Raw genomic sequence first — 13419 nt, 5'->3', positions numbered from 1 at the left:
AGAATAAACAACAATGGAGGAATTACACAATGAGCGTACATAAAGAAATTTCAGCACATTCCCAAAAGCAACACCAGCTTGTAAAAACATTTGCACAATTAGATATGCTTCGTGAGCAATATATTGAACGAGCAGTCACAAAGTGTCAAAATAATGAGTCGTTTACAACAGATGAAATTAATATAGTTACAACACAAATTAATGAATTAGCTAAAAATGGAATTGTTCCTACACGAAAAACGGTGACTAAATCAATGGTTGAAGAGTATGTATCACGTTTAAATCAAAAGTAATGTCTCCTTTCTTCGTCAGCCTGGATAACTTATGAAGAACATCTAACCAATGCCTATTTTGATTAATTTTACTGTTCATACAAATCCCTAATCAATCCATACTAAGATTGTACCAACGAGGTACAACAAAGGAGGAGATTGTAATGGGAAGAACAAAAAAAGGTAATGCAAACGCACAACGCAATAACAATGCTAAGCAAAACCAATATAACCAAGAATTCTCTTCTGAGTTTAAAGCGAATCAAGCTCAAAAAGCTCAGAATGCAAAGCATGCAAACAAAAACAATCAATACGCAGCAGAGTATGCTTCTGAGTTTGGCGCTGCAAATCCTCAGGCTGGTTCAGCACAACAACCAAGTCAAGCTCAACGTGCAAGTCAGGCAAGCCAGTCTCAAAACCAATATGGTCAAGAATTTGCATCTGAGTTTAACGCGAGCAAAGCTTCTTCAAAAGCAAGTCAAGCTCAATCTCAAATGCAAAAACAAAACCAATATGGTCAAGAATTTGCATCTGAGTTTAACGCGAGCAAAGCTTCTTCAAAAGCAAGTCAAGCTCAATCTCAAATGCAAAATCAAAGCCAATATGGTCAAGAGTATGCATCTGAGTTTAATGTAGAGCAAAACAAAAATAACTCTCATAACAAAGCTCTTGATGCAAAGCAGCAATCAAGCAGCCAGTATAGCCAAGAATTTGGTTCATATGCAGAGTTAGAAGCAAAAAAAATGAACAATCAAGCTCAAAAGAATAAACGCTAACGAAAAAAGGACGCTTATCTTAATAGATAAGCGTCCTTTTTGGTTAAATATGGTATAATCGAAAAGGTGTTTATTCTAAATTTTCAATAAAAAGGTTGATGTCTATGAATCGAACGGTTATTTCGAGTCAAGAAAGCAAATTGATTCCGTTACAAGTTGTGTTTATTTGTATTTTATTTTTATCGAGTATTTTCTTTCCATTTGTGCTTGTATACCCGCTTCAAGAGTGGATCATGTCTAATGATACATATTGGTTTTTTCAGCCTCGAATGTATTCGTCCATTGTATTTATCGGTTCTATATGTGCTTTATGTGTGATTTGGGGTGGTCTTTTAATTTACGTGACAAAAGTGACTCATCGAAGTCGACTCATCATGGGGAGTGGCATCATTAGTTGTTTTCTCGCTTTATTGATTGCAATTTCAGCGTGCTTCTATTATGAACATATGAGTAATGAAGGAATTTGTATCAACCCGTTAACTAGCTTTGATGAGCGTTGCTACCTGTGGGACGAGGTAACGGATGCAAAAAGTATTCTTAATCCTTCTGATCAAGAAACAAAAGAAATTGCTCTTGTCTTTTCTTTTAAAGATGGTACAGAGTGGGAATTCCCATTAAATCATGAGTTAATGGGCAGCAAAAGCAGAATTACTACTATGCTAAAAGAACAAAATATTGAAGTTAAGCGAGTGAAATAACGCATACTTCACTTCATTTGTTACGACACTATAGGTGAGGTGAATAAGATGAATAAAGGTGTTGTTATTTCGCTTGCATCCATTGGAGTGGCACAACTATTAAAAGTACCAATTAAAAAGTATGAAACCGGTGTATGGAATTGGGGATTAGTTGCTTCATCGGGAGGAATGCCAAGTTCCCATTCTGCAGGTGTTTCATCTTTAGCTACGTATATTGGGCTAAAAAAAGGAATTTCATCCACTGAGTTTGCACTAGCCTCCATTTTTGGCATTATTGTCATGTATGACGCACAAGGTATTAGAAGACAAACAGGAGAAATTACAATTAAAGTAAATACGTTAGATGAAGAAATTGAACGTCTTGCAGGTGAGCCTGATAAAGGATTTCATGATTTAGCAGAAGAGCGCCTTAAGGAAATGCTGGGTCATCAACCTGAAGAAGTTGTTGGTGGAGCTATATTAGGGGTAGCGATGGGCGCATTAGGGTATTTTTTAGAGAGAAATTAATCGTTTCTTTTCATTAAATTCATCGTAGTCAAACAGAGTGAAGTAAGCTAAGATAAAGAAGGAACAACAAGCAAAGGGTGGGGCACCGTAGTGATGAGAACTGTTCAAACTGTAGAGGAATACCTTCTTTATCTGAAAGATAAGGGCTTTTACTTACGAGAAGATGCGCAAGGCTTTATTATGTTTGGTCAACACTATACTGAAGCGTCGGATGACATGGTTATGTTTGCAATCGAATGGACCTTAAAAGTTCAAAAAGAGTTTGATGGTAGCTTCTTTCTTTCATTGTTAGAGAGTATTATATTAAATAAAATTAAAACCAAAAAACAAGCTTTTCTTTTTTTGAAAGAAAAAGGAATGATTACATGAAAAAAGCTGAGTTAAAATAGGGAAAAACGCCCGATTCAACTCAGCACGCAACATCCTTTACCTTTAACATTCACTAAAATGAACGGATAGAAGGGCAAGGGATGTTGTATTCATTTTTAGTGTGTTTTTGGGATTATCTCTTTTCATTTTGCTTCGTAATGGCTCTCCTTGCTAACTCATCAGCCGCTGCATTTTCACTACTTGGAATCCATTTCATGAAAAATAAATCAAATTGCTTTGTAAGTTCTAGCGCTTGTGCAAGTAATGGAGAAAAAGTTGGGTTTTTAACATATTCCTTTTCAATAGCTCGATCAACTAATTGAGAATCTGTTCGAAACGATACAACCTTATATTTTTTTTCTACACAAATTTCTAACGCTTTAATTAATGCATGATACTCTGCTTCATGGTTAGTCATCGTTCCTAATGGTAACGAGAAACGATGGTGTTCCCCATTTCCTTTAATATGAATACCTGCACCCGAAGGCCCAGGATTTCCTGCACTTGCTCCATCAATGTAAACTTCAATCAACCAAATTTCCCCCTATCTGCTTGTACGTCTTCATTATGATTTTACTTTGAATGATCGTGCTAAGTAAATAAAAGGTGTATCAATGATGGCTACAATCATTTTAATAAAATAGGTGGTAATAAAGATTTGAATCCATTCTGATAAAGGGTAAAAGCCAATAAATGCGATCAGTGTAAAGACCAACGTATCGACAAACTGACTAACCATTGTACTACCGTTATTACGAATCCAAAGCTGAGAAGGATGAGGAAATTTCTTTTTTAATAAGGAAAATAAATAAACGTCTAAATGTTGGCTAATCATATACGCTAACAAGCTTCCTAATGCGATGCGAGGAAGAAGTCCAAAGATCGTTTCAAGGGACTCTTGTGCAAAGTCGATCGAAGCAGGCTCAAATGCAAGCACAAATTGCATAATAATTGTCATTGCAATAAGAGTGAAAAAGCCAAGCCAAACGGCTTTTCGCGCTTCATCTTTCCCATACTTTTCATTCAGTAAATCCGTTACAAAAAAGGCTGTTCCATACATGATGTTACCAAGCGTTGCAGTTAAGCCAAATAATTCAATCGTTTTGACAACCTGTAAATTTGCCACAACCGTAGAAAATCCAAGCCAAACAAATAAACCAGCCTTTCCGGAAAAACGATAGATAATTAATAACAAGCTGAAATTTATAAGTGCAAAAACAAACCATAACACTTCATTAAACATTACTTTACCTCCAAAATACTTGATTACACTTTCACCAAGTGATACGATTGTGCAATGTTAAAGCTCCAAAATAGACACAATGCAAAATATTATACAACATCTTTATTTATGAGTTAAGTATAAACGTAAAATAGTCGTTTATTTATGATGAAAATAGTGCATGAAATAGTCAAAATGTTTATATAGTAAGAAAAAACGCTAGGAATGAAAGGGTATTGTACAATGAACTTTCAAATTGAATGGCACTACAAGTCACCTAAAGGCTCACAATTATTGTTTCAATCTGCAAGTATTGAAGCCAATGAGGCATTAAAGGTAGTTGACGATTTAGAGAAAACAGGAAGAACGAAAAGCGTTGTTATAATTGATGAACAAGGTCAAAGATGGACATTAAAAGAAGCGAAGAAATTTTTACAAGAAGTAGAAACTGAGCCATATGACATTGTTGCTTATTTTGATGGTGGTTATGATCGAGATACGGAGTTAGCGGGAGTAGGAGTTGTGATTTACTATAAAAAGAATCAAAGCGAGTATCGTATTCGTCAGAATGTTCAATTAGAACAAATACAATCAAATAACGAAGCAGAATATGCAGCTTGTCTGTATCTCATGCAGCAGTTAGAAGAGCTTGGTGTGCATCATATGAAAGTGGTACTACGTGGAGATTCACAAGTTGTTCTGAATCAACTATCTGGAGAATGGCCTTGCTTTGAAGAAGAGTTTAATAAATATTTAGACCGAATTGAAGAAAAGATGAAAGAATTTAGCATTTATCCTGTATATGAACCCATCTCACGTAAACAAAATCAAGAAGCAGATCAGTTAGCTTCTCAAGCCTTGAACAACATCTCAATTTCAAGTCATAAAAAAGTCTAAATGGGAGATGAAGAACGTTGGAACGTAAACAATTATTAGAGGAAGTCACAGAGCTGCTGGATTATTATTGCGAAGGCTGTTTTGTAAAAAAAACACTTAAAAAAGAGCATGGTAAAAATTATGCTCAATCTTTTTGTATAAAAAATTGTACAATTGGTGAGAAGATTAAACAGTACGGTGACTTATTACTTAAAAAGTAACAAGGTATATTTTTAGTCGAGAAGCTTCATTCTATCCATATGGAGGTGTTTTCAATGGATAAAATGAATGAAGAAATTACATCAGGATATAATGATTTGCAACAAGTGCAAATGTCGATTAAAGCTGCAGAAAAAATGGTAGGAACCGCTACAATTAGTATGGATCCAGATCAATTACAGCAGGCATCAAACGCAGTTGCTGATGCACAAGCTCAATTAGCACAAGCAAGAGCAAATGAAACGGGTGTAGACGAGCAGTTTTTGAAGCGTTGTGAGCAAGAGCTTCAAGCTTGTAGTCATCAATTAACTGAAGCGAAACAATAAAAAAAGAGGCTGATTAAAGCCTCTTTTTATCGTTCTTCTATGGATAAATGACATAGCCATTTATAATTAAAGTTTTGTTACGTTAGCTGCTTGAGGTCCACGGCTTCCTTCAACGATTTCAAATGAAACTTCTTGACCTTCTTCTAGAGATTTATAACCATCGCCTTGGATAGCAGTGAAATGTACGAATACATCGTTACCACCTTCAACTTCGATGAAACCAAAACCTTTTTCATTGTTAAACCATTTTACTTTACCGTTTTGCATAAATAGAATCCTCCTAATACTTTGTAGCATACTTTTGCTACTTTGAAACGTATTATCATCTCACATAATATTCTGATATTAGGCTAGATGATTGTTTCTAATATACAATAATGTGATTTTGACGTCAAGAGATAGCGCTTACTTTTTTAGGTTATTTAATTGGAATTATTTTTATTTACTGAAAATTATTTTTTAGGTAAAATAAAGAGAAGAGATAATTGCAAAAATTTCAGTGTGCAAGTTATGGTTAGCCTATTACTAAGAGTATACTGTCAATAAGAAATAAAATGAAGTATACACAAGGGGTTGATTTTCATGTATCGAAGTCAAGTCAATGGACAAGAAATCATTTTGTTATTTTCATTAAAGGAAACGTCTACTGTTCGAACAAGTGAAGAAAAAGAAAGTGTTTATAAACGCATCTTACAGCTTGGGGATAAGTTGTTATCGTTTAATGATGGTACAAGTTTTACAATTGGAGATCCATTAGGCCTAATTGTTGCCCAAGTGAAAAAAAGTGACTTAACGACCATTTACATTGAGCATATCATTGACAAACAATTTATGTATCATGAAGACCAACCAAACAATCAAATCATTATTTGAGACGTATAAAAAATCTAAGGCTTATCTTAGAATTTACGGTCATTTTCAACACTTTTTAATGAAAAAACCCCTTGTTCATTCAGTAATGAACAAGGGGGTTTTTACGTTAAGTCAAATGATGTTGCTTTGTCCATTTTGACTCCATTCTTTAATGGTATTATAAGAACATACCTGCAATCGCAGCACTTAAAAGGTTAGCTAATGTACCAGCCATGATAGCACGGAACCCTAAGCGAGCAATATCTTGACGACGGTTTGGTGCCATTCCACCAAGACCACCTAAAAGAATAGCTAAAGATGATAAGTTTGCAAATCCACAAAGAGCAAAGCTGATAACAGCTACTGTTTTGTCAGATAATTGGTCAATTTGTGGCGCGAATCCAGAGTATGCTACGAATTCATTTAATACAAGCTTTTGGCCAATGAATCCACCAGCAGTAACCGCTTCACTCCACGGAACACCAATTACAAATGCAATTGGAGCAAATAAGTAACCTAATAATAAATCTAATGTTAAGCCTTCAAAGTTAAACCAGTTACCAATACCAGTTAAAATTCCGTTCAATAATGAAATTAATGCAATAAACGCAAGAAGCATCGCTCCAACGTTAACAGCTAATTTTAAACCATCAGATGCACCACGAGCAGCAGCATCTACTACGTTAGCCGTCTCTTTATCACGTTCCATTTTAATTTCATCTGTTGTAGCAGATGTTTCTGTTTCTGGAACAATCATTTTTGCCATAATCAAACCAGCTGGAGCCGCCATAAAGCTTGCTGCTAATAAGTATTCAATTGGCACTCCTAATGCTGCATAACCAAATAATACAGAACCAGCTACAGATGCAAGACCACCTGTCATAACTGCAAATAACTCAGATTGTGTCATCTTTGAAATGTACGGACGTACAACCATCGGTGCTTCTGTTTGTCCAACGAAAATGTTTGCAGCAGCGGAAAGTGATTCCGTCTTACTTGTACCAAGTAACTTAGATAGTCCACCACCTAAGAAGCGAATGATCAGCTGCATAATACCAAGATAGTATAAAACAGCAATTAAAGAAGAGAAGAAAATGATAAGCGTTAATACTTTAATTGCAAAAACAAATCCAACAGCTTCTGGGTCTGCTAAAGGACCAAATAAGAATCCTACACCTTGATCAGCATAAGCAATTACGTTTGAAACGCCAACTGTTACTTTTTGAAGCATAGCGCGTCCAAACTCCCATTTTAATACGATAAATCCGAATAGTACTTGTACCCCTAATCCTACAAGAATCGTACGTGGGTTAATCGCTTTTCGATTATTAGAAATTAAAAATGCTAAAAAGAAAACGAATACAATTCCAAGTAAACCCCACAAGTAGTTCATAGACTCCACCTTTTCTATATAGTATTTATATGAGATAAGACGCGTTGTCAGACTTCTTACGTCATACCTCTTAAATCTCCTAGTCATAATATAAGGGTTTTTGTCGAAAAATGAAAGAGAAATTTTCATCTTTTCGCAAGTTTATTATTTCCAATTAATGCGTTTTCATTGAAAAAATTTAAAAAAGTATCATAACACAATTGAGAAATGAGCTATCTATAAGGTTTTTGAAACCGCTTTATATTTAAAAGGTACATCATTATTAAGTGAAATATGATGCCATTTTAAGGGAGGAATATCACATTAAGAATAGAGGACAATATTAGAGGTATAACTGTACACATTGAGTAAGAGAGAAGAGAAGTTTTCTTCATATGGAGGGTAAGATGAAAACGAAGCAAACTGCTGATTTACTAGCTCTTGCGTCTGTGCCGTTAATTATGACGCTAGGAAATTCAATGCTTATTCCAGTTCTTCCTGTTATTGAAAAAAGGCTTCAAGTCAGTGCATTTCAAGTGTCAATGATTATTACTGTCTATTCTATTTTCGCTATTTTTCTTATTCCTGTAGCAGGGTATTTATCAGATAGGTTTGGCCGCAAAATAGTCATTATTCCAAGTTTAATGTTAGCTGGAATAGGAGGAGCATTAACAGGGTGGGCATCGTGGCAACTAGCGAATCCTTTTTGGTTAATTTTAGTGGGGAGAGCGATACAAGGAATTGGATCAGCTGGAGCAATGCCAGTCGTTCTTCCATGTGTAGGAGACATGTTTGAAGACGAAAAAGAAGTATCAAATGGATTAGGCTTAATCGAGACAGCTAACACATTTGGAAAAGTGTTAAGTCCTATTTTAGGTGCTTTTTTAGCATCATTTATTTGGTTTTTACCATTTTGGTTCATTCCCATTTTCTGTGCCATTTCTATTCTCCTTGTCCTCTTTTTCGTAAAACCACCAAAAAAAGAAAAAGCGAAACAGGAACCGAAACAAAATATAAAAGAATTCGTTATAATGGTAAAAGCTACGCTGAAAAAGAATTTAGGCTGGCTTTTAGCAATCTTTTTTTTAGGAGCAATTATTATGCTCGTTCTATTCGGTATTCTTTTTTACTTATCAACGATTTTAGAAGATCAATATCAAATCGTAAACACACAAAAGGGATTTGTTATGGCTATCCCACTATTAGCGTTGTCTATTGCTTCTTACGTAGCAGGTAAGAAAATTGGTAAAAATAAAATAGTAATGAAATGGTGTACTTTTATTGGTTTTGTATTGTTAACTAGTTCATTTGCTGTTCTCTTTTTTAAAGATACATTGCCTTTTTTACTATCAGCACTCGTTGTTGCTGGGATAGGAATTGGCATTTCATTACCAAGCTTAGATGCGCTAATAACAGAAGGGATTGAGAAAGAAGAAAGAGGGACGATTACCTCCATCTATAGCTCAATGCGTTTTGTAGGTGTAGCTGCTGGACCACCTCTTTATACATTTTTAATGAATTGGTCTAATGCAGCGGTCTTTCAATTGTCGCTCTTATTAAGTGTTATTGGTGCATTAATCGTATTAAAAGCGATTAAGCCGAAGGAAAAAAGTGTTTCAGTCAAAAAGACAAAATATAAATTATCATAACAAAACCCCCGTCACTTAAAACAATGTGACGGGGGCTCATTATTTATGAACGATGTCGAAAAGAATAAACGACTTCTATACCAATAGCAATCATTGTTCCGAATACAAGACCATTGCTTAACAACGTTGTTAAGATAGGAGAGAGATTGGAAAAAGAATTTGGAGGAATAAACATCACACCAATACCTGCTAAAAGTGGAATACCTGCTCTTTTTAACGCATCTTCTTCGTCTTTTGCTTGTTTAAACTCTTTCATACCTAGTGTTAGCATGCTTGCAAACACAGGGAAAATCGCTGCGTATCCAACGGCTGCAGGTAAAGATGACAGGATACTTGTAAGTGGTGTAAACAAGCTAACTAATAGTAAAAGAACAGAAGCGATAATAAAAGGCAGACGCTGAACGATGCCTGTTGTAGCGATAAATCCACCAGATCCCGAAATAGGTACGGCACCTACTGCAGAGAAGCTTCCTCCTAATAGTTGACTAACTCCCGATGCTATTCCTGCCCGTTTGACGGTATTTCCTTCGATCTTTTCCCCTTTTTGAGTCAAGACTGATTCTACAACTTTAATTGAAGCTAGCATATTTGTGATTAAAATAAATGTAACAAATAAAGAAGTAATCACCATGCTCCACTCTACACGAGGTGTTCCAAATACAAACAGCTCTGGCAGGTAAAATAGATGGTCTTCAAAATGGATGGGCTCAGTAAGGCCCATTAACGCAAATAATCCCCACCCTAAACCAATACTAATAATAATATTTAATTTATTCAGTGAGCGGTGTGAAGTAACCCAAAAAGAAAGCAGAACGATGATGAGAGAACCAACGGTAATGAGCGGTTTTATGTTAGTGTCCGTGCCATCAATACCTACCATTCCCTTTAAGAAAGAGCCACTTAATTGAGCCACGAGTAAAATTAAATATGTACCAATCACAGGCGGTGTGAAGTAGCGGGAAAGTTTGTCTACGAGTCCAAAGACACTCATAAAGATACCAATCACTCCACTTGCTAATAAAGAAAATTGTAAAACTTGCAGTGTTTCGCCTTGTGAACCAAACAACACGACGCCGAGACCTGCATAAAGAGAAAATACTCCCCACCATACGCCAGCTGGCCCTTCCATTATTGGATAACGATGTCCGACTAGTACTTGTAATAATCCAGAAAGAGCGAGTACAAAAAGAGTTCGTTGAATAAATTCAATTGAATCGCTTGAGTTGAGACCGTATTGAGATGCAATGACAATCGGTACGATGATACTGTTAGAAACGATAAATAAAAACCATTGCAAAGAAGCGATTGTCGTTTTCAATGAGGTAACCTCCTTCATGTAAGCCTATCTTTCAGTTTATCATAGTTCACAAAAAAATAGAGGAATTGATTGGAAGACGATTCATCTTAAATAAAATCTTTTATATGTGAATCAGCGCACATTTTAGATAAAAATAGGAAGAAATGACTTTTTATTCAAGAAATTGTTGAAATTTTTGGAATTTAGAACTATAATTTTAAGAAAATTTAAATAATAAAAAGAGAGGAGGCGAGAAAATGAATCTTTATATGTCAGTTGATATGGAAGGTATTACAGGATTGGTCGATCACACGCAGGTTGATTCAAGTAAACATAACTATGAGCGTAGTCGAGCCATTATGACGGGTGAAGCGAACGCTGTCATTCAAGCTGCATTTGATTATGGCTGTAGCGAAGTATTGGTGAACGATAGTCATTCACAAATGAACAATTTATTAATTGAAAATCTTCATCCTGATACGACACTAATATCGGGTGGAGCAAAGCCTTATTCAATGGTTGAAGGACTAGATGAAACATGTTCAGCAGCTATTTTTGTCGGATATCATGCAAGGGCATCGATGAAAGGCGTGATGTCACACTCAATGATTTTTGGCGTTCGACATATGTACATAAATGATGTAGTAGTTGGCGAATTAGGATTTAATGCATATGTAGCAGGATATTATGGTGTACCCGTTATTATGGTAGCAGGGGATGATCAAGCTGCATTAGAAGCAGAGTCACTCATTCCAAATGTGACGACTGCTGTGGTAAAAGAAACGATTTCTCGTTCTGTTGCGAAAAGCTTAACACCAGCGAAATCTGCTGAGTTGTTAAGGGAGAAAACAGTAGTAGCTCTTCAAAATAAAGAACATGTAAAGCCGTTAGTTCCACCTGACCACCCAACGCTTCGCATTGAATTTGCGAACTACGGACAAGCAGAATGGGCGAGTCTCATGCCAGGGACTGTGTTAGAAGAGGGAACAACGATTGTACGATACGAGGCAAAAGACATATTAGAAGCATATCGAGCAATGCTCGTCATGACTGAACTTGCGATGAGAACAACATTCTGTTAGAAAGTGTGAGAGAGATGGGAACATATCTTTTTAAACGAATTCTTGCCATGGTTATTACATTGTGGCTAATAGTGACATTAACCTTTTTCTTAATGCATGCAATTCCTGGTTCACCATTCAATGAGGAACGAAATACAAGTGAAATGGTACAGAAGAATTTAGAAGCTCATTACCATTTAGATGAACCTCTCATTATTCAATACTTCATCTATTTAAAATCGTTAGTATCCTTAGACTTTGGCCCTTCGATTACACAACCTTCACAAACCGTTAATGATTTGTTAGGAAGAGGATTTCCAATTTCTTTTGAATTAGGAATGATTACGCTCGTGATAGCAGTTCTGTCAGGAATTACATTAGGCGTGCTAGCTGCCCTTCGACATAACGGTATCATTGATTATTTGGCGATGACGTTTGCTGTGCTAGGTATTTCAATACCAAACTTTGTCATGGCTACATTACTTATTCAACAAGTAGCTGTGAACTGGGGCATTTTACCGGTAGCTACGTGGACAAGCTGGAAACATATGATTCTACCAACACTTGCTTTAGCAACGGGCCCGATGGCCATTATTGCTCGTTTAACACGGTCAAGTATGCTAGAAGTGTTAACACAAGATTATATCCGAACAGCGAGAGCGAAAGGGTTAACACCATTTAAAATTGTCTTTAAACATGCGCTTCGAAACGCACTACTGCCAGTTGTCACGGTATTAGGTACGCTTGCTGCTGGTATTTTAACGGGAACATTTGTCATTGAGCAAATTTTTGCCATTCCAGGTATGGGAAAGTACTTTGTAGAAAGCATTAACCAACGAGATTATCCAGTCATTATGGGTACAACTGTTTTTTACAGCGCATTTTTAATTCTTATGCTCTTTTTGGTTGATTTAGCATATGGAATCTTAGATCCGCGTATTAAGCTTCATAAGAAGGAGGGCAAATGATGGGATTCCCAAAGCAACAAGAGTATAGTAACTCACCGAATATTCCAGATGAGTGGTTTACACCTAAGAAAAAAAACAAAGCGGATGCTGAAGCTGTTGTTCGACCAAGCCTTTCTTATTGGCAAGATGCGTGGAAACGACTTCTGAAAAATAAGTTAGCAATGGGTGGTCTTTTCTTTTTAACCGTGCTCATTGTTATGGCTATCATTGGTCCAATTATTTCTCCTCATGATGGAATTAAACAATCATTAGCAAATCAAAATTTACCGCCTTCAAGTGAACATTGGTTTGGAACAGATGATATGGGAAGAGATGTTTTTGCACGAACATGGTTCGGGGCACGAATATCTTTATTTGTTGGCTTTATGGCAGCGCTCATTGATTTTATCATTGGCATAATTTATGGAGGAATTGCAGGTTACAAAGGTGGTAAAACAGATAACGTAATGATGCGTATCGTTGAGATTTTATATGGCTTACCTTATCTATTAGTCGTCATTTTATTAATGGTTGTCATGGGACCAGGACTCTTAACCATTATTGTCGCGTTGACGGTGACTGGCTGGATTGGTATGGCCAGGATTGTTCGTGGACAAGTTCTACAAATCAAAAACTATGAATTTATTCTCGCATCAAAAACCTTTGGAACCAAAACAGCACGGATTATCCGGAAAAACCTTCTTCCAAATACAATGGGACCAATTATTGTACAGATGACGTTAACCGTTCCAAGTGCGATTTTTGCTGAAGCATTTTTAAGCTTTCTCGGTTTAGGCATTCAAGCTCCATATGCGAGTTGGGGTGTAATGGCTAGCGATGGGCTATCAACCATTCTATCAGGCTACTGGTGGCGTTTGTTTTTCCCGGCACTCTTTATTTCACTAACGATGTTTTCGTTTAATGTGCTAGGAGATGGATTACAAGATGCACTAGATCCGAAGCTAAGGAGGTAACA

Annotated in this window: 18 protein-coding genes; 13 read left to right on the top strand and 5 right to left on the bottom strand. The window is 36.3% G+C overall.

Annotated elements, in window-relative coordinates; translation table 11 throughout:
* The first annotated feature begins 29 nt into the window (after positions 1-29).
* The 5 genes from JOC83_RS10395 (at position 30) to JOC83_RS10375 (ending at position 2622) form a co-directional block, all read left to right on the top strand.
* The gene (locus JOC83_RS10395) at positions 30-293 is read left to right on the top strand and encodes a YpbS family protein (RefSeq protein ID WP_205186859.1); all 264 of its coding nucleotides are present in this window, start codon (positions 30-32) and stop codon (positions 291-293) included.
* Between the two features lie 143 nt (positions 294-436).
* Complete coding sequence (locus JOC83_RS20005) at positions 437-1048, top strand: hypothetical protein (RefSeq protein WP_239583452.1); 612 nt, start codon at positions 437-439, stop codon at positions 1046-1048.
* Between the two features lie 104 nt (positions 1049-1152).
* On the top strand, positions 1153-1746 hold the full coding sequence (locus JOC83_RS10385) for a hypothetical protein (protein WP_205186858.1): 594 nt from the start codon (positions 1153-1155) through the stop codon (positions 1744-1746).
* A 48-nt stretch (positions 1747-1794) separates the two neighbouring features.
* Positions 1795-2253, top strand: coding sequence for a divergent PAP2 family protein (locus JOC83_RS10380; protein WP_205186857.1), 459 nt, complete (start codon positions 1795-1797; stop codon positions 2251-2253).
* 90 nt (positions 2254-2343) lie between these two features.
* On the top strand, positions 2344-2622 hold the full coding sequence (locus JOC83_RS10375; RefSeq protein WP_205186855.1) for a DUF6123 family protein: 279 nt from the start codon (positions 2344-2346) through the stop codon (positions 2620-2622).
* 133 nt (positions 2623-2755) lie between these two features.
* Here the strand turns inward: JOC83_RS10375 and JOC83_RS10370 are convergent, their stop codons facing one another.
* Positions 2756-3154, bottom strand: a complete 399-nt coding sequence (locus tag JOC83_RS10370; RefSeq protein WP_205186853.1) for a reverse transcriptase-like protein — start codon at positions 3152-3154, stop codon at positions 2756-2758.
* Between the two features lie 33 nt (positions 3155-3187).
* Complete coding sequence (locus tag JOC83_RS10365) at positions 3188-3865, bottom strand: queuosine precursor transporter (protein WP_205186851.1); 678 nt, start codon at positions 3863-3865, stop codon at positions 3188-3190.
* A gap of 222 nt (positions 3866-4087) precedes the next feature.
* On the opposite strand from JOC83_RS10365, the gene JOC83_RS10360 reads away from it, so the two are divergent.
* From JOC83_RS10360 to JOC83_RS10350, 3 genes are read left to right on the top strand one after another with little or no spacing between them, the layout of a single operon-like run.
* Complete coding sequence (locus tag JOC83_RS10360; RefSeq protein ID WP_205186849.1) at positions 4088-4741, top strand: ribonuclease H family protein; 654 nt, start codon at positions 4088-4090, stop codon at positions 4739-4741.
* A 17-nt stretch (positions 4742-4758) separates the two neighbouring features.
* Positions 4759-4941 carry a zinc-finger domain-containing protein gene (locus JOC83_RS10355; protein WP_205186848.1) on the top strand — a complete coding sequence of 61 codons (183 nt, stop codon included), beginning with the start codon at positions 4759-4761 and terminating at the stop codon, positions 4939-4941.
* A 54-nt stretch (positions 4942-4995) separates the two neighbouring features.
* The gene (locus JOC83_RS10350) at positions 4996-5265 is read left to right on the top strand and encodes a DUF2564 family protein (RefSeq protein WP_205186847.1); all 270 of its coding nucleotides are present in this window, start codon (positions 4996-4998) and stop codon (positions 5263-5265) included.
* Positions 5266-5331: 66 nt separating this feature from the next.
* Here the strand turns inward: JOC83_RS10350 and cspD are convergent, their stop codons facing one another.
* A complete protein-coding gene (gene cspD / locus JOC83_RS10345; RefSeq protein WP_205186846.1) occupies positions 5332-5532 on the bottom strand; it encodes a cold-shock protein CspD in 201 nt (66 codons plus the stop codon).
* Positions 5533-5847: 315 nt separating this feature from the next.
* On the opposite strand from cspD, the gene JOC83_RS10340 reads away from it, so the two are divergent.
* A complete protein-coding gene (locus tag JOC83_RS10340; protein WP_205186840.1) occupies positions 5848-6138 on the top strand; it encodes a hypothetical protein in 291 nt (96 codons plus the stop codon).
* A gap of 157 nt (positions 6139-6295) precedes the next feature.
* On the opposite strand, the gene JOC83_RS10335 is transcribed toward JOC83_RS10340, so the two are convergent.
* Entirely contained in the window at positions 6296-7510 is a 1215-nt protein-coding gene (locus tag JOC83_RS10335) for a NupC/NupG family nucleoside CNT transporter (protein WP_205186839.1), read from the bottom strand.
* Positions 7511-7896: 386 nt separating this feature from the next.
* Here JOC83_RS10335 and JOC83_RS10330 point away from each other — a divergent pair, with 386 nt between their 5' ends.
* Positions 7897-9138: a bacillibactin exporter BcbE gene (locus tag JOC83_RS10330; protein ID WP_205186838.1), complete on the top strand. Its 1242-nt coding sequence runs from the start codon at positions 7897-7899 to the stop codon at positions 9136-9138.
* A 43-nt stretch (positions 9139-9181) separates the two neighbouring features.
* Here the strand turns inward: JOC83_RS10330 and JOC83_RS10325 are convergent, their stop codons facing one another.
* A complete protein-coding gene (locus JOC83_RS10325; RefSeq protein WP_205186837.1) occupies positions 9182-10474 on the bottom strand; it encodes a purine/pyrimidine permease in 1293 nt (430 codons plus the stop codon).
* 218 nt (positions 10475-10692) lie between these two features.
* On the opposite strand from JOC83_RS10325, the gene JOC83_RS10320 reads away from it, so the two are divergent.
* Genes JOC83_RS10320 through JOC83_RS10310 form a run of 3 tightly spaced genes read left to right on the top strand, consistent with a single transcriptional unit; the run spans position 10693 to position 13417 of the window.
* Entirely contained in the window at positions 10693-11517 is an 825-nt protein-coding gene (locus JOC83_RS10320) for a M55 family metallopeptidase (RefSeq protein ID WP_205186836.1), read from the top strand.
* Between the two features lie 14 nt (positions 11518-11531).
* On the top strand, positions 11532-12464 hold the full coding sequence (locus JOC83_RS10315; RefSeq protein WP_205186835.1) for an ABC transporter permease: 933 nt from the start codon (positions 11532-11534) through the stop codon (positions 12462-12464).
* Positions 12464-13417 (top strand): ABC transporter permease, encoded by a 954-nt coding sequence (locus JOC83_RS10310; RefSeq protein WP_205186833.1) that lies wholly within the window; start codon positions 12464-12466, stop codon positions 13415-13417. The genes JOC83_RS10315 and JOC83_RS10310 overlap by 1 nt, the downstream gene beginning before the upstream one ends.
* Positions 13418-13419 lie beyond the last annotated feature (2 nt).

The sequence above is a fragment of the Priestia iocasae genome (assembly GCF_016909075.1).
GTDB lineage: Bacteria > Bacillota > Bacilli > Bacillales > Bacillaceae_H > Priestia > Priestia iocasae.
This window is presented reverse-complemented; position numbering and strand designations above follow the sequence as displayed.

Bases quoted from the DNA above. Each gene is read 5' to 3' on its own strand.
- JOC83_RS10395 (WP_205186859.1), top strand. From the start codon at position 30: ATGAGCGTACATAAAGAAATTTCAGCACATTCCCAAAAGCAACACCAG.
- JOC83_RS20005 (WP_239583452.1), top strand. From the start codon at position 437: ATGGGAAGAACAAAAAAAGGTAATGCAAACGCACAACGCAATAACAAT.
- JOC83_RS10385 (WP_205186858.1), top strand. From the start codon at position 1,153: ATGAATCGAACGGTTATTTCGAGTCAAGAAAGCAAATTGATTCCGTTA.
- JOC83_RS10380 (WP_205186857.1), top strand. From the start codon at position 1,795: ATGAATAAAGGTGTTGTTATTTCGCTTGCATCCATTGGAGTGGCACAA.
- JOC83_RS10365 (WP_205186851.1), bottom strand. From the start codon at position 3,865: ATGTTTAATGAAGTGTTATGGTTTGTTTTTGCACTTATAAATTTCAGC.
- JOC83_RS10360 (WP_205186849.1), top strand. From the start codon at position 4,088: ATGAACTTTCAAATTGAATGGCACTACAAGTCACCTAAAGGCTCACAA.
- JOC83_RS10350 (WP_205186847.1), top strand. From the start codon at position 4,996: ATGGATAAAATGAATGAAGAAATTACATCAGGATATAATGATTTGCAA.
- cspD (WP_205186846.1), bottom strand. From the start codon at position 5,532: ATGCAAAACGGTAAAGTAAAATGGTTTAACAATGAAAAAGGTTTTGGT.
- JOC83_RS10340 (WP_205186840.1), top strand. From the start codon at position 5,848: ATGTATCGAAGTCAAGTCAATGGACAAGAAATCATTTTGTTATTTTCA.
- JOC83_RS10335 (WP_205186839.1), bottom strand. From the start codon at position 7,510: ATGAACTACTTGTGGGGTTTACTTGGAATTGTATTCGTTTTCTTTTTA.
- JOC83_RS10330 (WP_205186838.1), top strand. From the start codon at position 7,897: ATGAAAACGAAGCAAACTGCTGATTTACTAGCTCTTGCGTCTGTGCCG.
- JOC83_RS10325 (WP_205186837.1), bottom strand. From the start codon at position 10,474: ATGAAGGAGGTTACCTCATTGAAAACGACAATCGCTTCTTTGCAATGG.
- JOC83_RS10320 (WP_205186836.1), top strand. From the start codon at position 10,693: ATGAATCTTTATATGTCAGTTGATATGGAAGGTATTACAGGATTGGTC.
- JOC83_RS10315 (WP_205186835.1), top strand. From the start codon at position 11,532: ATGGGAACATATCTTTTTAAACGAATTCTTGCCATGGTTATTACATTG.
- JOC83_RS10310 (WP_205186833.1), top strand. From the start codon at position 12,464: ATGGGATTCCCAAAGCAACAAGAGTATAGTAACTCACCGAATATTCCA.